24 protein-coding genes are annotated in these 18,714 nt (G+C 61.3%); 16 read left to right on the forward strand and 8 right to left on the reverse strand.

All coding sequences use genetic code 11. The annotated features are described in order from the left end of the window. Nucleotides 1-235: 235 nt before the first annotated feature. The 5 genes from ACZZZU_RS04280 to cobA all read left to right on the forward strand — a co-directional run bounded on the left by ACZZZU_RS04280 (nucleotide 236) and on the right by cobA (nucleotide 6,770). Nucleotides 236-1,441: a CmpA/NrtA family ABC transporter substrate-binding protein gene (locus ACZZZU_RS04280; RefSeq protein WP_463549868.1), complete on the forward strand. Its 1,206-nt coding sequence runs from the start codon at nucleotides 236-238 to the stop codon at nucleotides 1,439-1,441. 15 nt (nucleotides 1,442-1,456) lie between these two features. Continuing rightward, nucleotides 1,457-2,032: an ANTAR domain-containing protein gene (locus tag ACZZZU_RS04285; protein ID WP_122498282.1), complete on the forward strand. Its 576-nt coding sequence runs from the start codon at nucleotides 1,457-1,459 to the stop codon at nucleotides 2,030-2,032. A 993-nt stretch (nucleotides 2,033-3,025) separates the two neighbouring features. Next, on the forward strand, nucleotides 3,026-4,240 hold the full coding sequence (locus ACZZZU_RS04290; RefSeq protein WP_122498280.1) for an MFS transporter: 1,215 nt from the start codon (nucleotides 3,026-3,028) through the stop codon (nucleotides 4,238-4,240). A 9-nt stretch (nucleotides 4,241-4,249) separates the two neighbouring features. Beyond that, nucleotides 4,250-5,929, forward strand: coding sequence for a protein kinase domain-containing protein (locus tag ACZZZU_RS04295; protein WP_463549869.1), 1,680 nt, complete (start codon nucleotides 4,250-4,252; stop codon nucleotides 5,927-5,929). Between the two features lie 88 nt (nucleotides 5,930-6,017). Beyond that, on the forward strand, nucleotides 6,018-6,770 hold the full coding sequence (gene cobA / locus ACZZZU_RS04300; protein WP_463549870.1) for a uroporphyrinogen-III C-methyltransferase: 753 nt from the start codon (nucleotides 6,018-6,020) through the stop codon (nucleotides 6,768-6,770). On the opposite strand, the gene ACZZZU_RS04305 is transcribed toward cobA, so the two are convergent. After that, nucleotides 6,767-7,210 (reverse strand): hypothetical protein, encoded by a 444-nt coding sequence (locus ACZZZU_RS04305; protein ID WP_463549871.1) that lies wholly within the window; start codon nucleotides 7,208-7,210, stop codon nucleotides 6,767-6,769. The genes cobA and ACZZZU_RS04305 overlap by 4 nt on opposite strands. Before the next feature lie 292 nt (nucleotides 7,211-7,502). Between ACZZZU_RS04305 and ACZZZU_RS04310 the strand changes: the two genes are divergently transcribed. Continuing rightward, on the forward strand, nucleotides 7,503-8,117 hold the full coding sequence (locus ACZZZU_RS04310) for a hypothetical protein (protein ID WP_463549872.1): 615 nt from the start codon (nucleotides 7,503-7,505) through the stop codon (nucleotides 8,115-8,117). Between the two features lie 6 nt (nucleotides 8,118-8,123). Here ACZZZU_RS04310 and ACZZZU_RS04315 read toward each other — a convergent pair whose 3' ends face one another. Together ACZZZU_RS04315 and ACZZZU_RS04320 are read right to left on the reverse strand one after the other, a co-directional pair. Then, nucleotides 8,124-8,654: an MgtC/SapB family protein gene (locus tag ACZZZU_RS04315; protein WP_206000766.1), complete on the reverse strand. Its 531-nt coding sequence runs from the start codon at nucleotides 8,652-8,654 to the stop codon at nucleotides 8,124-8,126. Continuing rightward, entirely contained in the window at nucleotides 8,651-8,821 is a 171-nt protein-coding gene (locus ACZZZU_RS04320; RefSeq protein ID WP_163016750.1) for a PSPA7_2676 family Cys-rich small protein, read from the reverse strand. Before ACZZZU_RS04320 ends, ACZZZU_RS04315 begins: the two co-directional genes overlap by 4 nt. Nucleotides 8,822-9,077: 256 nt before the next feature. Here ACZZZU_RS04320 and ACZZZU_RS04325 point away from each other — a divergent pair, with 256 nt between their 5' ends. Genes ACZZZU_RS04325 through ACZZZU_RS04340 form a run of 4 tightly spaced genes read left to right on the forward strand, consistent with a single transcriptional unit; the run spans nucleotide 9,078 to nucleotide 10,600 of the window. After that, the gene (locus ACZZZU_RS04325; protein ID WP_463542036.1) at nucleotides 9,078-9,302 is read left to right on the forward strand and encodes a hypothetical protein; all 225 of its coding nucleotides are present in this window, start codon (nucleotides 9,078-9,080) and stop codon (nucleotides 9,300-9,302) included. Between the two features lie 56 nt (nucleotides 9,303-9,358). Further along, nucleotides 9,359-9,961, forward strand: a complete 603-nt coding sequence (locus tag ACZZZU_RS04330) for an NAD(P)H-binding protein (protein ID WP_122498266.1) — start codon at nucleotides 9,359-9,361, stop codon at nucleotides 9,959-9,961. A 19-nt stretch (nucleotides 9,962-9,980) separates the two neighbouring features. Next, complete coding sequence (locus ACZZZU_RS04335) at nucleotides 9,981-10,163, forward strand: hypothetical protein (protein ID WP_463549873.1); 183 nt, start codon at nucleotides 9,981-9,983, stop codon at nucleotides 10,161-10,163. Nucleotides 10,164-10,180: 17 nt separating this feature from the next. After that, nucleotides 10,181-10,600 (forward strand): hypothetical protein, encoded by a 420-nt coding sequence (locus ACZZZU_RS04340; RefSeq protein WP_463549874.1) that lies wholly within the window; start codon nucleotides 10,181-10,183, stop codon nucleotides 10,598-10,600. Between the two features lie 453 nt (nucleotides 10,601-11,053). On the opposite strand, the gene ACZZZU_RS04345 is transcribed toward ACZZZU_RS04340, so the two are convergent. Continuing rightward, nucleotides 11,054-13,576 (reverse strand): glycogen/starch/alpha-glucan phosphorylase, encoded by a 2,523-nt coding sequence (locus ACZZZU_RS04345; RefSeq protein ID WP_463549875.1) that lies wholly within the window; start codon nucleotides 13,574-13,576, stop codon nucleotides 11,054-11,056. Between the two features lie 98 nt (nucleotides 13,577-13,674). Continuing rightward, nucleotides 13,675-14,076, reverse strand: coding sequence for a DUF2513 domain-containing protein (locus ACZZZU_RS04350; RefSeq protein ID WP_163016749.1), 402 nt, complete (start codon nucleotides 14,074-14,076; stop codon nucleotides 13,675-13,677). A 321-nt stretch (nucleotides 14,077-14,397) separates the two neighbouring features. Between ACZZZU_RS04350 and ACZZZU_RS04355 the strand changes: the two genes are divergently transcribed. From ACZZZU_RS04355 to ACZZZU_RS04365, 3 genes are all read left to right on the forward strand, one after another. Then, the gene (locus tag ACZZZU_RS04355; RefSeq protein ID WP_463549876.1) at nucleotides 14,398-14,775 is read left to right on the forward strand and encodes a Rho termination factor N-terminal domain-containing protein; all 378 of its coding nucleotides are present in this window, start codon (nucleotides 14,398-14,400) and stop codon (nucleotides 14,773-14,775) included. Between the two features lie 11 nt (nucleotides 14,776-14,786). Next, complete coding sequence (locus ACZZZU_RS04360) at nucleotides 14,787-15,098, forward strand: hypothetical protein (protein WP_122498254.1); 312 nt, start codon at nucleotides 14,787-14,789, stop codon at nucleotides 15,096-15,098. Nucleotides 15,099-15,281: 183 nt separating this feature from the next. Beyond that, the gene (locus ACZZZU_RS04365) at nucleotides 15,282-15,647 is read left to right on the forward strand and encodes a DUF3509 domain-containing protein (RefSeq protein WP_122498252.1); all 366 of its coding nucleotides are present in this window, start codon (nucleotides 15,282-15,284) and stop codon (nucleotides 15,645-15,647) included. Between the two features lie 109 nt (nucleotides 15,648-15,756). On the opposite strand, the gene ACZZZU_RS04370 is transcribed toward ACZZZU_RS04365, so the two are convergent. The 3 genes from ACZZZU_RS04370 to ACZZZU_RS04380 form a co-directional block, all read right to left on the reverse strand. Further along, a complete protein-coding gene (locus ACZZZU_RS04370) occupies nucleotides 15,757-16,035 on the reverse strand; it encodes a hypothetical protein (protein ID WP_122498250.1) in 279 nt (92 codons plus the stop codon). Between the two features lie 69 nt (nucleotides 16,036-16,104). Further along, nucleotides 16,105-16,350: a hypothetical protein gene (locus ACZZZU_RS04375; protein ID WP_122498248.1), complete on the reverse strand. Its 246-nt coding sequence runs from the start codon at nucleotides 16,348-16,350 to the stop codon at nucleotides 16,105-16,107. Nucleotides 16,351-16,550: 200 nt separating this feature from the next. Further along, nucleotides 16,551-17,279, reverse strand: a complete 729-nt coding sequence (locus ACZZZU_RS04380; protein ID WP_122498246.1) for an amidotransferase — start codon at nucleotides 17,277-17,279, stop codon at nucleotides 16,551-16,553. Nucleotides 17,280-17,624: 345 nt separating this feature from the next. On the opposite strand from ACZZZU_RS04380, the gene ACZZZU_RS04385 reads away from it, so the two are divergent. The 3 genes from ACZZZU_RS04385 (at nucleotide 17,625) to ACZZZU_RS04395 (ending at nucleotide 18,633) form a co-directional block, all read left to right on the forward strand. Beyond that, nucleotides 17,625-17,759: a hypothetical protein gene (locus ACZZZU_RS04385; RefSeq protein ID WP_277342771.1), complete on the forward strand. Its 135-nt coding sequence runs from the start codon at nucleotides 17,625-17,627 to the stop codon at nucleotides 17,757-17,759. A 28-nt stretch (nucleotides 17,760-17,787) separates the two neighbouring features. Continuing rightward, nucleotides 17,788-17,988: a type III secretion system co-regulatory protein PtrC gene (gene ptrC, locus ACZZZU_RS04390; RefSeq protein WP_463382512.1), complete on the forward strand. Its 201-nt coding sequence runs from the start codon at nucleotides 17,788-17,790 to the stop codon at nucleotides 17,986-17,988. Nucleotides 17,989-18,099: 111 nt separating this feature from the next. Next, nucleotides 18,100-18,633, forward strand: coding sequence for a DUF3087 domain-containing protein (locus tag ACZZZU_RS04395; protein WP_463549877.1), 534 nt, complete (start codon nucleotides 18,100-18,102; stop codon nucleotides 18,631-18,633). Nucleotides 18,634-18,714 lie beyond the last annotated feature (81 nt).

Raw genomic sequence — 18,714 nt, forward strand, 5'->3', positions numbered from 1 at the left:
CCAATCGCGGCTAAAGCCGCTCCCACAGTGTTCACCGTCATCCCCGCGCAGGCGGCGGTCCGGCGATCCGGGATCCAGAATCTCAAGGCTATCCACGATATCCGGCACACCCTTTGCTCTCCCATTCTCAAAGGCCACCATCAGGCCAACCCCAGTCATGACAACGGCGTCGTGCGCAACTGGCCCTCCAGGCCGGACGCTACGGCGCTTTTTTTTGCAATACGGGAACAGCGCCATGAGCAATTCAAGCAATCCCCTCGATGCCCTTCACGCCCTCGCCTGGGTGGCCGGCAGCGATGCGCCGGAAAAGAACGTGCTGAACCTGGGCTTTATGCCGCTCAGCGATTGCGCCTCGGTGGTCGTCGCCGCCACGCAAGGCTTCGCGCAGCCCTATGGATTAACGCTCAACCTCAAGCGCCAAAGCTCGTGGGCCGGCCTCAGCGACAAGCTGCTGTGCGGCGAACTCGACGCGGCGCACAGCCTGTACGGCATGGTCTACGCCCTGCAATTGGGCATCAGCGGTGCGCCGGCTACCGACATGGCGGTGCTCATGGGCCTGAACCAGAACGGCCAGAGCATCAACCTCTCGCAACCGCTGAAAGAAGCCGGCGTGACCACTGCCAGTGCACTGAATGCGCGCGCGCACCAAAGCGGCTCAAAACTGACCTTCGCGCAAACCTTCCCCACCGGCACCCACGCCATGTGGTTGTACTACTGGCTGGCGAGCCAGGGCATTCATCCGCTGCAAGATGTAAACAGCGTGGTGGTACCGCCGCCGCAAATGCTCGCGCACTTGCAAGCCGGGCGTATCGATGGGTTCTGCGTGGGCGAACCCTGGGGCGCGCACGCCATTGCCCAGGAACAAGGTTTTACCGTGACCACCAGCCAGGCGATCTGGCCGGACCACCCGGAAAAAGTGCTGGCCAGCACCCGCGCGTTTGTCGAGCAATACCCCAACACCGCGCGCGCGTTGGTAATGGCCGTGCTGGAGGCCAGCCGCTTTATCGAAGAAAGCCCGGAAAACCGCCGCAGCACCGCGCAATTGCTCAGCGCCAGCGAGTTTCTCGACGCGCCGGTCACGAGCATCGAACCGCGCCTGCTCGGCCGTTACAGCGACGGCCTGGGCGCCAGCTGGCACGACGACCACGCCCTGCGCTTCCACGCCAACGGTGCGGCGAACTTCCCGTACCTGTCGGACGGCATGTGGTTTATGACCCAGTTCCGCCGCTGGGGCCTGCTGCGCGAAGACCCGGACTACTTAGCCGTGGCGCAACAGGTGCAGCAGCTTGAACTCTACAGCCGAGCGGCCGGCAGTCTGGAAATCACCGTACCGGCCTCGCCCATGCGCAGCAGTCAGTTGCTCGACGGCGGCGTGTGGGACGGCAGCGACCCCGCCGCCTACGCCCGCAGCTTTGCCCTGCATGCCCTTAGCGCTCAGTAAGCGGAGCCGCCAGCCATGTTGCGAATTCTGCTGATCAACGACACATCCAAGAAAGTCGGGCGGTTGCGTGCTGCCCTGAGCGAAGCCGGTTTCGAGGTGATCGACGAATCCGGCCTGACCATCGACCTGCCCGCCCGCGTGGAAGCCGTGCGCCCCGACGTGGTGCTGATCGACACCGAATCGCCGAGCCGCGACGTGATGGAGCAAGTGGTGCTGGTCAGCCGCGACCAGCCCCGACCCATCGTGATGTTCACCGACGAGCACGACCCGGATGTAATGCGCCAGGCGATCAAATCCGGCGTCAGCGCGTACATCGTCGAAGGCATTCACGCCCAGCGTTTGCAGCCGATCATGGACGTGGCCATGGCCCGCTTCGAAAGCGACCAAACCCTACGCGCCCAACTGCACGCTCGCGACCAGCAACTGGCCGAACGCAAACGCGTGGAACTGGCCAAGGGGCTGCTGATGAAGATGAAAGACTGCAATGAGGATGAGGCTTATACGTTGATGCGTAGGCAGGCGATGAGTCGGCAGCAGAAGTTGATTCAGGTGGCGGAGCAGATTATTGCGATGAGTGAGATGTTGAATTAATCCTTTCGCCGCAGCACCGGTGTCTCTTCCGAAACTCTGGATCCCCGCGTACGCGAGGATGACGGAGGTGTTGGAGAGGGCACCGTCATCCTCGCGAACGCGGGGATCCAGAATCTCAAGTCGTACACGATGCTGCGCACCCCGCACCAGACGTGCCCGCGAGCAGATCAGTGCTGACGACCCTTTCGCCGCAGCACCAGCGTCTCCTCCGATACTCTGGATTCCCTCCTTCGCGAGGATGACCGAGGTGTTGGAGAGGGCACCGTCATCCTCGCGCACGCGGGGATCCAGAATCTCAAGTCGTACACAATGCTGCGCACCCCCCACCAGACGCGCCCGCGAGTAGATCAGTGCTGACGACCCTTTCGCCGCAGCACCGGCGTCCCTTCCGAAATTCTGGATTCCCGCCTGCGCGGGAATGACGGAGGTGTTGGAGAGGGCACCGTCATCCTCGCGCACGCGGGGATCCAGAATCTCAAGTCGTACACGATGCTGCGCACCCCGCACCAGACGCGCCCGCGGAGCAGATTTTCAGTACTGACGACCCTTTCGCCGCAGCACCAGCGTCTCCTCCGAAACTCTGGATCCCGAATCGTCGGACCGCCGCCTTCGCGAGGATGACGGCGGTGTTTGGGAGAACACCGTCATTCCCGCGCAGGCGGGAATCCAGAATCTCAAATCGTACGCGTTGGTGCGCACACCGAGTCCAGCGCTCCAAAACGCAGCACAACAAAACACGCTTATCCGCCAAAACCCCACCAAACCCCCATCCCAGAGCCTCCCACCCAACCTGGCACACAACCTGCTCATACATCCTCACAGGTAGCCAACGGCGGTTGCCCCACCACGACAAAGACGTCGCTATTCCCTAGGCCCAAGTGCCCGGCGGAATGCGGCGTTTTTTGCGTTTTTGGCCCCGGTTTCGGGGAGGTGGTGCAGCCGGCAGCGGCAGCCCACCTGCAAACACATTTCCTTTTGCAGATGAGGTGTTCAATGAACAACAACAGTTTCTGGAAAGCCGGGCACACCCCCACGCTGTTTGCGGCGTTCCTGTATTTCGATTTGAGCTTTATGGTCTGGTACCTGCTTGGCCCAATGGCGGTGCAGATTGCTACCGACTTGCAGCTCACCACCCAGCAGCGCGGTTTTATGGTGGCTACGCCGATTCTGGCCGGCGCGCTGTTGCGCTTTGTGATGGGCATGTTGGCCGATCAGCTGTCGCCGAAAACGGCGGGCATTTTTGGCCAGATCATTGTCATCGGCGCCTTGGCGGTCGCTTGGCAGTTGGGTATTCACAGCTATGAGCAAGCGCTGCTGCTCGGCGTGTTTCTGGGCATGGCCGGCGCTTCGTTTGCGGTGGCGTTGCCGCTGGCCTCGCAGTGGTACCCGGCGGAGCATCAGGGCAAGGCCATGGGCATTGCCGGTGCCGGCAACTCGGGCACGGTGCTCGCCGCGCTGGCTGCGCCGGTGTTGGCGGCGGCGTTTGGTTGGACCAACGTCTTCGGCCTGGCGCTGATTCCGCTGGTGTTGACCCTCGTCGCTTTCAGCCTGATGGCCCGCAACGCACCGAACCGCGCCAAGCCAAAATCCATGGGCGACTACTTCAAGGCCCTGGGCGACCGTGACAGCTGGTGGTTTATGTTTTTCTACAGCGTCACCTTCGGTGGCTTTATCGGCCTGGCCAGCGCCCTGCCCGGCTATTTCCACGATCAATACGGCCTCAACCCGGTGACTGCCGGTTACTACACCGCGGCCTGCGTGTTCGGTGGCAGCCTGATGCGTCCTCTGGGCGGCGCCCTGGCGGACCGTTTCGGCGGCATTCGCACGCTGTTGGGCATGTACGCGGTAGCGGCCATCTGCATCGCGGCGGTGGGTTTCCACTTGTCCAGTTCGGTGGCGGCATTGGCATTGTTCGTGGCGGCAATGCTCGGCCTCGGCGCCGGAAATGGCGCGGTATTCCAGTTGGTGCCGCAGCGCTTTCGTAAGGAAATCGGCGTGATGACCGGCCTGATCGGCATGGCCGGCGGCATCGGCGGTTTCCTGCTGGCAGCGGGTCTGGGCGCAATTAAGCAAAACACCGGCGATTACCAGTTGGGCCTGTGGTTGTTCGCCAGCCTTGGCGTGGTGGCGTGGTTTGGTCTGCACGGGGTGAAACGCCGCTGGAGAACCACCTGGGGTTCGGCCGCCTTCACCGCCGCACGCGTTTAAGCACACGCCATGAGCCTGCAATTGAGCTACGCCGAAGCGAGCGCCTGCGGACCACGGGCCGAGAACCAGGACGCTGTGCGCCTGGTCACGCCCGCCCCGGCCCTGGCTGCCAGCAAGGGTTATCTGTTTGCCCTGGCCGACGGCGTCAGCCAATGCGCGGACGGCGGTCTGGCCGCGCGGTCCACGTTGCAAGCGTTGGCGCTCGATTACTACGCCACCCCGGAAACCTGGGGCGTGGCGCAGGCGCTGGACCGTTTGCTGCTGGCGCAAAATCGCTGGCTGCACGCCAACGGTGGCGGCCAGCCCTTGCTCACAACCCTCAGCGCACTGGTGGTGCGCGGCAAGCAATTCACCCTGGCGCATATCGGCGACTGCCGCGTGTATCGCTGGTTCGCCGGGCAGTTGCAGCGCATCAGCGAAGACCATGTGTGGGGCCAGCCGGGCATGCAGCATGTGCTCAAGCGCGCCATGGGGCTGGAACAGCATGTGGTGGTCGATTACCTGGACGGTGAATTGCGCCAGGGCGAGAGTTTTCTGCTGGTGAGCGATGGCATCTGGGCGACCCTCAGCGAAGCCTCGATTGCCGGCATCTTGCGTGACGAAACCGAGTTACAAGCCGCCAGCCAGGCGCTGGTGACCGCCGCGCACAAGGCCGGCAGCCAGGACAACGCCAGCGCCTTACTGGTGCGGGTTGAGGCCCTGGGCGAAGCGAGTCTGGGCGATGTGCTCGGGCAAGTTGAGCAATGGCCAGTGCCACCGGCGCTAAAGCCCGGGCAATTGTTTGAAGGCTGGAAGGTCGAGGCCCTGGTGGGCCAAAGCCGCCAGTCGCTGGTTTACCGCGTGCGTGCCACCGGCACGAACGCACAGCAAACCCCCTGGCTGCTGAAAACCCTGCCAGCCAGCCGGGACAGTGACAGCAACGCCGGGCAAGCCCTGTTGCAGGAAGAGTGGTTTCTGCGCCGGGTGGCCGGTCGTTACTTTCCTGAGGTGCACCACGCCAATCAGCGTCAGCACCTGTACTACCTGATGCGCGAACACGAAGGCATCACCTTGGCCGAGCACTTCAACCTGCACGGCAACTTCGGCCTTAACCAATGGCTGGAAATCGCCTCGCGCCTGTTACGGGCGCTGGGCATGCTGCACCGGCGCAATATCCTGCACCGGGACATCAAACCGGAAAACCTGCTGCTCAGCAGCGACGGTGAACTGCGGGTGCTGGATTTCGGCCTCGCCTATTGCCCTGGCCTGTCGCCGCAGGACAACGGCGAGCTGCCCGGCACCCCCAGTTTCATCGCCCCGGAAGCTTATGCCGGCGCCGCCCCGAGCGTGGCGCAAGATCTCTACAGCGCGGGCGTTACGCTGTACTTCCTGCTCACCGGGCATTACCCGCACGGTGAAATCGAAGCCTTTCAACGCCCGCGTTTTGGCGTGCCTGTTGCGGCCAGTCGCTACCGGCCCGACCTGCCGGAATGGCTGGTGCACAACCTGGAAAAAGCCCTGGCCAACGACCCGGCGCAGCGCTTTGAAACCGCTGAAGAATGGCTGCTGGCCTTGCAACAAGGCGAACTCCAACCCGCAGCCCGCCCGCGTCCGTTGCTGGAGCGCGAACCGCTGAAAGTGTGGCGTGGGCTGGCGTTGGTTTCGCTGCTGATCAATATCGGGCTGCTGGTGTGGGTGTTACACACATGACGACACGATTCAGGAACGCATTCGCGAGCAAGCTCGCTCCTACAAAAACGCGCAGCGCGTTTCGCCTGACCCGTTGGAGGAAATTCCTATGAGCGCAAAAGTCTGGTTGGTGGGCGCCGGTCCTGGTGATCCGGAGTTGTTGACCCTTAAAGCCGTGCGCGCCCTGAATGCGGCGCAGGTGGTGATGATCGACGACTTGGTCAATCCGGCCGTGCTCGAGCATTGCCCTAACGCCAAGGTGATCGCGGTCGGCAAGCGCGGCGGCTGCCGTTCTACGCCGCAGGAGTTCATTCACCGGCTGATGCTGCGTTACGCCCGCCAAGGCTATTGCGTGGTGCGCCTGAAAGGCGGCGACCCATGCATTTTCGGCCGAGGCAGTGAGGAAGCCGACTGGCTCGGCGCCCATGGCATCGAAGTGGAGTTGGTCAACGGCATCACCGCCGGTCTGGCTGGCGCCACCCAATGCGGTATTCCGCTGACCTTGCGCGGCGTGGCGCGCGGCGTGACGTTGGTGACCGCTCACACGCAAGACGACAGCAGCCTGAACTGGCACGCCCTGGCGCAAACCGGCACCACGCTGGTGATCTACATGGGGGTGGCGAAACTGGCCGAGGTGCAGCGCGAGTTGCTGGCTGGCGGCCTGCCGGCGCAAACGCCAGTGGCCATGATCGAAAACGCCTCGCTGCCGCACCAGCGTGAATGCCGCAGCCAGTTGGCGGGCATGCACGAGGCAGCGTTGGCGTTTGAACTGAAGGCCCCGGCGGTGCTGGTGATCGGCGAAGTGGCCGCGCTAGGCCAGTTAACCCATCTGGCCGATAGCGCACCGGCCTGTGTCGGTTAGATAAACCGTTGCTTAGCGACGCCGCGCGGCAGGCGGTTGCGGCCGGGCAGTTGTTGCAGGCGTTCCTGCCAAGCGGCACGCGGGCTGAGCGCGGCGGCGGCTTTGGGCGCGGTTTGAGTGTGCGGCGCTGGCTGCGGTTTGCTCGCAGCAGGTTTGCCTTCGGCAGGCTTTGCAGCGGCTACGGCGGCGACCGGCTTGGGTTCACTGGCCACGGCGGCGACTGCTTGGCCGTCTTCGCTGGTGGCCGCTTTTTTCGCTTTGGCAGCAGCGCGCAGTTCGGCCAGGGTTGGGGTTTTACGCACCGGTTCGGCGGCGGCCTTTTCGGCGGCGCGAAGGCACAGCTTGCAGGTGACCTGGCTGAGATCGGCAGCACTTTCGAGACTGGCGCCGGTGCGGCCGCAGGCAATGGTGTCTGGGGACGGCGAGTAATGGGTGGCCAACGGTGTGTCTCCTCTGGTCGGGGCGCGGGATTTTACACAGCCGGTGGCCGGGGTAAAAGGGCTTGAAATTCAGATGGATAGGCGGTGGTTGGCAGCGTTGGGCAAGCGGCGTTTCGACGACTCAGGATTGAGAGTCTTGAGCCGAACACGCCCTATATGGCAATCAAAAGCATCGCGGCTAAAGCCGCTCCCACAAAAAACCTCAGCCCTGTGGGAGCGGCTTCAGCCGCGATTCCTGGAAAAGAAGATGCCGGCTATAGTCTCCCCTTCTCCTATCTCGGCGCTCTGCTTGATGAATGTTGTGATTCCCCTGCTCGGCCTGCTGCTCACTTCAATGGCATCCGCCGCCGCCCTCGACCCCAACGCACCCGCCCCCATTCCCTCGCCCGTCTCTCAGGTTGAATGGCGCGCGGTATTGGCGGAGGTGAAATCCCCGGTGGCCAACCTGGAGGCGCGCGCGAACCGGGAAGCGGGCTTGTTGCACGGGCCAGCCGAGGTGGCCGCCGAGGGCTTAGTGGATCGCATTGCCGGCGCCAACAACTACGCCTTGCAGCCATTACAGCCGTTTGTAGCAACACTTGGCAGTTCGGCAACCGTGTCGACGTTTGTTGATACCCAGCGCGACCAGGCGGTGCGCAAGAACGGCACGCTGGTGAATCAGCCGCAACCGTTGCGGGTGGGCTATTCGATTGCGGTCACGCCCAGTTTGCAACCCGGCACGCCCGAAGGTGTGGTGATGAGCGAGGTGGTGGTGGCGCAAACCCTTGCCGAGGGCAATGCGGTGCATCAGGCCAATGCCTATAACAAGGCCGGGCTGCGCGAGGGGGATTTTCAAACCTTGGTCTGGACCACCGGCAAGCGCCAGTTTTTGCTGGTGTTGCGGCGCAAGACCCCGGCGCCCCTGTAGGCGGGCTCACTTGGGCGGCTCTTCGTCCTCTTGGGTGAGTTGACCCTGTTCCGGGCTGTCCTTCTCCAGCCGGCTCATCAGGTGCGGCACCAGATTCAGCACAATCAAGCCGAAGACCGTACCCAGCAACGCCGTGGCCTCGCGGCCCAGTCCGACCGTGATGCCAATCGCACACGTTAGCCAGATACCCGCCGCCGTGGTCAGGCCTTTGACCTCGTTGGGCGAACGTCCTTTGAGAATGGTGCCGGCGCACAGAAAGCCGATACCGGCGACCACGCCTTGCATGACGCGGCTCATGGCGTCGTCCTCGGCACCCATTTGCTCAGCCGCCATCACAAATAGCGCACTGCCCAAGGCGACGAGCATGTGCGTGCGCACGCCGGCCGACTTGCCCTGCTGCTCGCGTTCCCAGCCAAGCACGCCGCCGAGCAACGTGGCGAGCGCCATGCGCAGGGTGACGCGGGTGGTGTGGGCGACATCGTTAAGGTCGGAAAACTCGCCAATGACGGTGGCGAGAATCGTCTCCCAGGTGTTCAAGCGGCGCCGCCGTGACCGCCCTCGCCCGTGGCGCTCGGTAGGCCTTCGGGCAAATACCGGTGCGCGCCGCAACGTGAGCAGCATTGGCATAGCAGCAGTTCGTTGCCGAACAGCTCATGGGTAGGTTCCAGCCAGTTACAGCCTTTTAGAAAGCAGACAAAGGTCATATCAGCACCTCCTGCGGATCACCCCGCGAGTACGCCGTACGTCACGGCCGAGCGTGTTTGTGCATGTCTCCCTTCAATCGACTTTCGCGCACCCGCATTGGTTTAACCATTTTTCGCTGATAGCGACATTTACGCCGCCGTTACGCGCGCGTAAGCGGCCCGTTGGCCGCGTTTACCGCTTGGCAAATAAAGCTGAACCCTTTGCCCTGCCAAGCGGCCAAAGTTAATACCTGCCACCGTTGGAGAGACTCTCAAGATGAGCGGCAACTATTCGTTTGTGGTGCATTACCAGCTTCAGGGCCAAGCCAAGAGCGTGGAGGTGCAAAGCGACACCGAGGCGTTCACCGAAACCCAGGCCCGTCGGCATGTGGAGTCGCTGCACAGTTCAGCCAAGAGCAGCGATATCACCGAGGTCACGGTTTCTGCCGGGCAACCTGGCGGACCCAACGAGCCGGGGCGCCAGCGCGCGTCCAACGGCTGATACCCGCACCTGCTTTCCAATTCGCGACACCCACCACCCTCACGAGAATCGCCTAGATGAAAAATCTCGAAACGCCTGCCGTAAAACTCGCTGTGTACGGCGCTCAAAGCAGCATTGGAAACGCGTTGATGGTTGAAGCCTTGGCGCGCCAGTTCGAGACCACGCTGATTCTGGATGACCTGAACGCCGTAAACGCCCGCCCTGGCCTAAGCACCATCCAGGGCGATTTGTACGACGCTATCAGCGTCAGCCACAGCATCGCCGGGCGCGACGCGGTCATCGTCGTGCTGCCCGCCTCCGACCACGACCACCAATTCGAAAGCACCTTCAAAGCCGTCACCGCCCTGCTCGATGGCTTGCCGGTCGCCGGTGTGAAACGCCTGCTGCTGCTCGGCGACTTCACCTGGCTGGACGGCGGCGACGACGGCCTGACCGAACCGCTAGGCCACCTGAAAGAGCGCCTGACAGCGAGCCCTGTGGTGTGGACGTTGTTCGACGCGCCAACCGCCGAGGTGCAAGGCGACGCACTCAGCAGCTTCGTCAGCCAAGTGATCGACGAGGTGTGCCACGCCGAGCACATGCACCAGCGCATCCGCATTCATGCGCAGCCCACCACTGCACCCAATCCCGTTGATGTCGACGTTATGCCGCAGCCATAAGGGGCTGCAGGAGGACCGTATGCCACCTGAAAGCGTTGTGCTGTTGTTGATCGGAACCTGGCTGCTGGTGGCAGCGGCCGCTTTGTGGGGGATGCTGCGCATCGCCCGTCGTCACCACACGCGCCAACACAGCCGCCCGGTGCAACGCACCACCATGCGCGCGGTTCCCCTTCGCCATAAACCGGCCCGTGCCGGGCACTGACAGGAGGCGTGTGCACCATGGATAGCCAGGTCGTCGATAGCCAAACTTTTCTCGATGCCTTTATGACGCTGATGCACGAATGCGCCCTGCCGTTATTTGAAGAAGCCAAAACCTACGCGCAGGGTGCGGGGCTGGAGGTGCGCGTGGAACTGCACGGCCCGGAAAAAGCCAGCCCGGGCTTATGCCTTTTGGTGGCGTATCCGGAGGGTCAGGGTGAGCACGGATTCAACAGTTGCTGCATCACTGCCGAGCCGGAGCAACAACGGGTGTTGCACGAGGACTTTTACAGCGACAGCAACCAGCGGCGCGTGCAACGCGGGAAGTTGGCGTCGATTAACCAGATGGTGCTGCATACGCGGTTAGCCACGTTTTTTCAGTCGGCGTTTGGGTTGCAGCCCGATTACATTGCCAAGCAACATCCCGCTGGGTTTTGGTGAGCTGGGGTTGCTCACTAGGTGAGAAAAATCGCGGCTGAAGCCGCTCCCACAGGTAGTGCGATTTCTGTAGGAGCGGCTGGGCGGCATTCCGATTAGCCGCAATTTTTTTGAGCGGCGGCGCTGCGGGCCGGGCTAATAGCCGTGAAACTCTGGATCCCCGCCTGCGCGGGGATGACGGAGGAGCTTTCAAAGACCACCGTCATTCCCGCGCAGGCGGGAATCCAGTATTTCAAGCCGTACACGGTAGATCGGCGCAAAGAAGCCAAAACGTCTAGCCCCGAGCTTCGCCCTCCGCTGCGCTGCGGGGTGGATCACAAAGCCTGATCAAAGGCGGACGTTAACCGCGGGCTGGGGCGAATGTCCGTCGCCTGATAAAACCTATCGCGGCTAAAGCCGCTCCCACAGATTGTGCGATTTCTGTGGGAGCGGCTTTAGCCGCGATGCTTTTAACCCTCACTTCTTGGGAGGCATCGCCTTCCAAATATCCTCGGCGTACTCACGAATGGTCCGATCCGAGGAGAACCAGCCTGTCCGTGCAGTATTCAGCACAGCCGACCGCCACCATTGGTTGGGCTGCTGCCACAACTCGTCGACTTTGCGCTGCGCATCCCAATACGAGTCGAAGTCCGCGCAAAGCATGTAGCGGTCGTGGTGCACCAGGCCATCGATCAGGCCCACATAGCGCTCTGGATCATCCGGCGAGAATACCCCTTTGCTGATGGCTTCCAGCGCCGCGTTCAGTCGCGGTGATTGCTGGATCACATGGATGGTGTCGAAGTCGCCATTGCTCATGCGCGCTTTCACTTCCTGCGCGGTCATGCCGAAGATGAACATGTGTTCCTGGCCGATCAGTTGGCTCATTTCCACGTTGGCGCCGTCGAGCGTGCCGATGGTCAGCGCACCGTTCAGGGCGAATTTCATGTTGCTGGTGCCAGAGGCTTCCATGCCGGCGGTGGAGATCTGTTCCGACAAGTCGGCCGCCGGAATGATGGTTTCCGCCAGGCTGACGTTGTAGTTCGGAATGAACACCACCTTGAGCAAGCCGCGCACGGTCGGGTCGTCGTTGATGGTGCGGCTGATGTCGTTGGCCAGTTTGATGATCAGTTTGGCCTGGTGATAACTGGCGGCTGCCTTGCCGGCGAAGATTTTCACACGCGGCACCCAATCGGTGGTCGGCTCGTTACGAATCGCCTGATACAGCGCCACGGTGTGCAGCAGGTTCAGCAGTTGGCGTTTGTATTCGTGAATGCGTTTGACCTGCACATCGAAAATCGCCTCGGGGTTGAGGTCGATGTTCAGCCGCTCTTTGACCAACCGCGCCAGCGCCGCTTTGCTGTGTTGGCGCTGGGCGACGAATTGTTTGCGGAACGCCGGTTTGTCGGCGAACGGTTCGAGCTTGATCAGCGAGGTTTCCGGGCTGTCGAGCACGCCATCGCCGATGTTTTCTCTGAGCAGTTGGGTAAGCTGCGGGTTCACCTGGTAGAGCCAGCGGCGGAAGGTGACGCCGTTGGTTTTGTTGCGGATGCGGTCGGGGTACAAGTTGTGCAAATCGCGGAAGACGGTTTCGCGCATCAGGTCGGTATGCAGCGCCGACACGCCGTTGATGCTGTGCGAGCCGAGGAACGCGAGGTTACCCATGCGCACGCGGCGCCCGTGTTCTTCTTCAATCAGCGACACCGAGCGCAGCAGGTCAAAGTCGTGGATGTCTTTGGCCCGCAGCGAGTCGATGTGGTGCGCGTTGATCAAATAGATGATCTGCATATGGCGCGGCAAGAGTCGTTCCATCAACGAGACCGGCCACGACTCAAGCGCCTCGGGCAGCAAGGTGTGGTTGGTGTACGACAGGGTCGCGACGGACAATTCCCAGGCGGCAAACCATTCGATGCGGTACACGTCGACCAATTGGCGCATCAACTCGGCCACCGCGATGGCCGGGTGGGTGTCGTTGAGCTGAATGGCGACTTTTTCCGGCAGCGAGTGAATGTCGCCATGCAGGCGCATGTGGCGGTGCAGCAAGTCTTGCAGCGAGGCGGAAACGAAGAAGAATTCCTGGCGCAGGCGCAGTTCTTGACCGGCCTCGGTGCTGTCAGCCGGATACAGCACGCGCGAGATACTTTCGGCACGCACCACGTCGGCCACGGCGCCCAAGTGGTCGCCGGCGTTGAAGCGTTCCAGTTGCAGGTCTTCCAGCGCCCTCGCCCGCCAGAGCCGCAAGGTGCTGACGCCGGCGCGACGCCAGCCGACCACCGGGGTGTCGTAGGCAATGGCGCGGATAATCTCGGTGGGCTGCCAGTGTTGGCGCGGTACGTCGTTGCGCTCGGTAACGGTATTAACGCTGCCGCCGAAGCCGACGTTGTAGCTCACTTCCGGCCGCTCGAACTCCCAGGGGTTGCCGAAGTCGAGCCAGGTTTCGGTGTGTTCGTGTTGCCAGCCGTCGCTGATCACCTGCTTGAACAGACCGTGCTCGTAGCGAATGCCGTAGCCATGGCCGGCGATGTTGAGCGTGGCCATGCTTTCGATAAAGCACGCGGCCAGTCGCCCGAGGCCGCCGTTGCCGAGCGCGGCATCGGGCTCGACTTCGCGGATGCGTTCGATGTCGACGTCCAGCTCGGCCAGCGCCTCGCGTGCCGTTTCCAGCAGGCCCAGGTTGCTCAGACAATCAACAAGCAAGCGGCCGATCAAAAATTCCAGCGAGAGGTAGTACACGCGCTTCTGCGGCTTGCGATCGACCCGCGCTTCGGCTTCTTCCCAGTTGTCGACCAGGTGATCCCGGGCGGCCAGGGCGATGGCTTCGAACCAGTCGTGAATGTAGGCGTTGCCTGGGTCTTTGCCGACGGCGTATTTGAGTTTGGCCAGAATGCTTTGCTTGAAGGCCTGAACGTCGGCGCTGGATAAAGTGCTGGAGCTTGGGTTGTCAGACTGAGTGCCAGTGGAATTGAACGTGGCCTCGTCTTGCGACGTGCGATCGGCGGACATGGGCGTGCCTCGGTCAGCTGAGTTGAGCGCGAGTGAAAGCGGCAGCCAGCGGCCGGCTCAAAGCCGCCACTGCTACCGAATGAAAACGGGTTGCCGTGTTAATTAAAGACGGCGTCGTTCTGTGCGTGGCGGGAGACATTGAATGAGCTGCCGCTGTCGCTTGGGTAAAGCGCCATGGTCGATTTGAGGGCGTCGATAGTGATGCCGCCGAGGTGCTCGGTGAGGAAGGCTTTCTTGACCATCCACAGGTTGTCGTCACGGATCAGGTCGAGCAGATCGTGGCCGGTGAGGGTCAGCGATTTACCGATGCGCACCAACTCGCCGCTGAGCGGACGGTGGTCTGCGCATTCCACCAGGCCAGCCTGCTCAAGCAGGTGCAGGTGATAGCTGACGCTGTCGCTGGAGTGCCCGTCGATGCGGTGGGGGAAGAAATGATGACCCTTTTGCAGGCTCTCGATTTCCAGCAGCATTTCGCGCAACAGCTCCCAATCTCTTTTCATGTCCTTCGCTCCTCGTCCCCGTTTCCTGATTCCCAGACCCGCTCCAACCGGTTGCAATAAATGGCCGATTGCAAGGGGTGAAATGTGCAGAGGACCGTAACCAATGATCGAAGCCAGTCGACCATCCGGTTGCGCGCAACACTGGCGTTTGAGCGATGGGCAGACCGGTCCCCTACAGAATAGGTGTGTGATTGCGCGTGAGAGTTCAACCAATTTTGCCCTCAGCGAACCGTTTGCGGAAAAAGCTGAACTCCCGGCAACGGCCCTGGCTCAGAACCTGTAACGGGCTTGCTACAGCCCCGCTTCATGAGGAGAGCAATCATGCCGCGCGGAAGTAAAGACAAGTACACGGCCGAGCAAAAGCGCAAGGCCGAGCACATCGAAGAAAGCTACGAAGCCAAAGGTGTGTCTAAACGCGAAGCTGAAGGCCGCGCCTGGGCCACGGTGAATAAACAGTCCGGTGGCGGCGAAAAGGCCGGCGGTTCCGGGCAGCGCAAGGCGCCGGGAGCCAAGAGCGCGGCGCGCAAATCGTCGGCGCGCCAGGCCGTTGCCACTAAACATGGCGCACCCCGCCCTGGGCAGAAGCTGGAAGAGCAAAGCAAGGCGGACCTGATGATGCGCGCGCGGGACATGAACATTCCGGGCCGCTCAAGCATGCGCAAAGCCGAGCTGGTGTCGGCCCTGAAGAAAGCGTCCTGAGGAGTTCACCAATGGCTAATCCGGGTTATCTCGAACGTTTGCTTGCCGTCGCCGGCGGCGCGTTGCTGATTCGCAAAGGCATGGCCGTGAAGGGCGTGCTCGGCGCGGCTGACATCGTCTTGGGCGCCGTCGCCATCTACCGCGGCCTAGGCCGTGCGCGTCATCCGGCACCGCCGAGCTATCAGCTCAAACACCTGCCCGAAGTGGCGCAGCGCGTGCCACGCAAACCGGCGCCACGCGGCTATCAACCGCAGACGTTCGTGCCCGATGAAGCTGGGCCGGACGTGCCGGTGAAAACCCCGTTTCAGCAACCCTTCAGCTAAACGACGCGAGCTGAAATTGCACTTTGCAAGATCGGGTTTTGCCCGATCATGCAAAGTGCACGACCGTTGCGCTCGGAAAAATATCTAAGCTACTGATTTTATTCTGTTTTTCTCGTACGAATTTTCTGGCACGGCATCTGCTCTATTCACTCCATCTGCAAAAGAATCAATGGAGTACATGGAATGCAACTGGCCATCAAAGAATTCTTCGACGCGTTTCCTCAGCACACTGTTGCCATCAAACCTCGTCCAGACGGTTCTTTGCTGCTGTCCCTGGTTGGGCAGAACGGCAAGCCGCTGTGCAAGGCAATCAAAAGCGAAGAGCTGCTGAGCCAGGCGCGCATGCACACCCTGATTCGTGAACTGCACCGCGAAATTAAAATCGAGGCTGGCCTGCTGCGCTGGCGCGGGGATGAGGCGGCTTGGGTTGAGCGTGAATTGCCGACCTACGTTGAAGGTCCGATTCACGTGACCAAAGCGAAAACCCTGGCTCGCCGTTCGAATCAGGAATTGCGTCAACGCCGCGTGCAGAAAGCGGTTGCCTGCTAAGCAGGTTTAGCGGACACGGAATTTAGTTCGCACCATCAGGTAAGTTCGCAACATCGAGGCTGAAGCCTCTTCCGCATGGCTGGCAACAGTTGCATGACCGGGAGGCGCTTCAGCCTTTTTGCGACTGGGCACCCGCGCCCTGCTCTTCTGCGTCAGGCTTGCGCTCGCGGCTGTTGCGACGCAGCAAGATCACGTCAGTGATATCCACACCGCACGCCCTCACCCACTCCAGTACCGGCTGCCCGGCGACCTTCGCCACCGGCGGCTTCTCGCCGAATACCTCCGTTACCGCGCGAAACGCGACCACCTGAATGTTGGGCACACTGCGGGCCTGCAACTGCAGGTGGCGCTCCACGTTGTTGTATTTATAAGTGACGAGCCAGTCCATAAAACGGGCCTCATGTATTTCGGCAGTAAGTCTTGACTATAGCTGCTGAAAAAAACTGCCAACCCGGCGTTACGGCTGTGTGACTGTGTCGGCATTTTTCTTCAGGCCCCGGCAGTTCATGGCGCACAGGCAGAACTGCAGCAAGATCAGCGCATACGCGTGGGTGTACAGCCCCCAGATCACCCACAACACATTGCTCAGAATAAAAACCCAAAACCCCATCATCCGGCGGCGCGCGCTTCGTGCGCCAATCAGCCAGGCGGCCATTACCGTGACGGCCATGGCCGGCCACTGCAAAAGATCGAGATAGTCCATCGTGCTGCGTTTTCCTCTGGTCTTCAAAAGGCGACGGCAACGAAACGCCGCGCTTAATTTTGTGACCGTAGGGAGGAAAAAATGAGCGGGGATTTTGATAATTGGTACGGCGGGCGGGCTGAACAGGCGCAAACAGCTCGAGGCTAAAGCTACTCCCACAGCAACGAACAATCCGTGGGAGAGGCTTTAGCCTCGATGGATCAGGCCGGCAACGCCGCCTTGTCTTGCGCGACGAAACGCATCATCCACTCGGCAACAGCCGCGCCTTGATGGTCGTGCTGCAAGCTGTCGATACCGGACTTATAGATTTCTTCGCCCAGGTGCTGCTGGCGAATCTCCAGCAAGGCGCGGGAATAATCGTGAATAAATTCCGGGTGGCCCTGGAAGCACAGTACTTGGTCATTGATGCGGTACGCGGCGATGGGGCAGAACGCACTGGAAGCAATTACCGTGGCGTCTTTGGGCAACGCGGTGACTTGGTCCTGATGGCTGATGAGCAAGGTCAACTCATCCATCGCAGGGGTCATCCAGCTCGGCTGCTCGGCCACTTGGTAGCGGTGGGTACCGACGCCCCAGCCCTGATGCGCCCGCTCGCTTTTACCGCCCAGCAACAGCGCCAACAACTGATGGCCAAAGCAAATGCCCAGCAGCTTGTCGCCGCGCTGGTAGCGGTCGAGCAAGTAAGTTCTGAGGGTTTCGATCCAGGGATCCGTGCCAAACGAATCGGCTTTGCTGCCGGTGACCAGATAGGCATCGAAGCGCTCGTCATCTGCCGGGTAGTTGCCCTCCACCACGTTGTAGGTGACGAACTCGGCGGCAATTGGCTGGCGAGCGAAGAGCTGCTCGAACATCCGGCCATAGCTCTGATATTGGTCAACCAGTTCCGGACGCAGAATGTCTGTTTCCAGAATGCAGATACGTAACGACATAAGGGATTTCCTGAAGCGATGTAGGTTATGGCCAGCTGTTTGTTTTATTTAACATAGCGGCGCGCGCAAGGAAACCCATAAACCACGGCTTATCTCGCTTTCGCGGTTTTAATTGCGAATCCACAGCGGGAAATGCGGCGGCCGTTGTCGTCAATAAAATTTTACGAACTGACCCATTTTCCTGAGCAAGGCCGCGCGTCCATATCGCTGGCTCGATAGCGCCGCTGCGCTCTATCACTGGCTTCGATAGTCACCATCGTGCCCATTCACTTCTGGTCACCGCGACGCTCGGCAATCATGCAACCCATCGGGCAACACCGCCCCCCTAGCATGAGGAATACCGCCATGAACAAATTCGGAGCCATCGCCAGCCTTGTAGCCGCCTCGGCCTTTGCCAGCCACTTGAATGCCGAGCTGTATCGCCACAGCGACAAAACCCCTGCCCCGGCAAAAACCGAACAAAAACCTGCACGTCATTAATGCAACGCGGCTCAACAAGGAGAACGCCATGGGCAGCATGTTCAGCGAAACCGGTAAAAACGCCTATGGCGTGACCTACGCCACCCTCGACGAAAACGGCCTGCACTTTGAAACCGAACTGGCCATTCAGCTTATGGATGGTCACCTTGTCACCCTGAAGATGCCGACGCAGATCAGTGAGCGCGAGGCGATCAGTCGGTTGGTACGAGGAGCGAATGCGGGGCGCTGAACTTCGCCGCAGCCCTTCTTTTATTCAGCAACTCGCCTCGTCCTCTCTCCCCTGCTCGCCCGCTCTAAGGCGATAATGCCCGCCGCATTCGCCTCAGAGCCCTCTCCCCTCATGTTTGAAATCCAACCCTTCGACCCTGCCACCTATCGCCAGCAAACCCGCCGCAGCACGGTGATCGTGGCGGTGATTTTCGTGGCCATGGCCATGCTGTTGTCCAGCCTGGCGGTGATGTTGTTTGGCACGCCGGGCGGCGACAATTTCCGTTGGAATGCCGGCGGCGTGGCGTTGGCGGTGGTGCTGTGCGCCGCACTGTTCAAGGTCAAGTTGTGGTCGCAGCCGTGGATGAACGCAGCGGTGTATGGCTGGCGTCTGAAGCGCGCGCTGATGAGCGTGACCAATGTGATGCACGACGTGGAGGCCGGCGTAAGCGCGCAGAACCCGGAGGCCATGAAGTTGCTGCGTTTCTACCACCAGGGCCTGACGCAGATGTACCTGCTGGAAGCCAATACCAGTTCGCTCAGCCAGGTAACCGCTGAAATTGCCGCCCATAAAGAAGCCATGCAGGCGCTCGGACTGGAAACCGACCAGCCGCGTCTGAACCCCCAGTGGCTACTGGCAGTAAACGGGTTGGCCAAGGCAAAATAACCGCCAATCGCACCGTCGAAAATTTCTCGAACCATTTTCCGCAGCCGCCGCTCTGAATTGGGCCAAGCCGTATTGCCGGCC

The sequence above is a fragment of the Pseudomonas sp. AC136 genome (genome assembly GCF_979258585.1).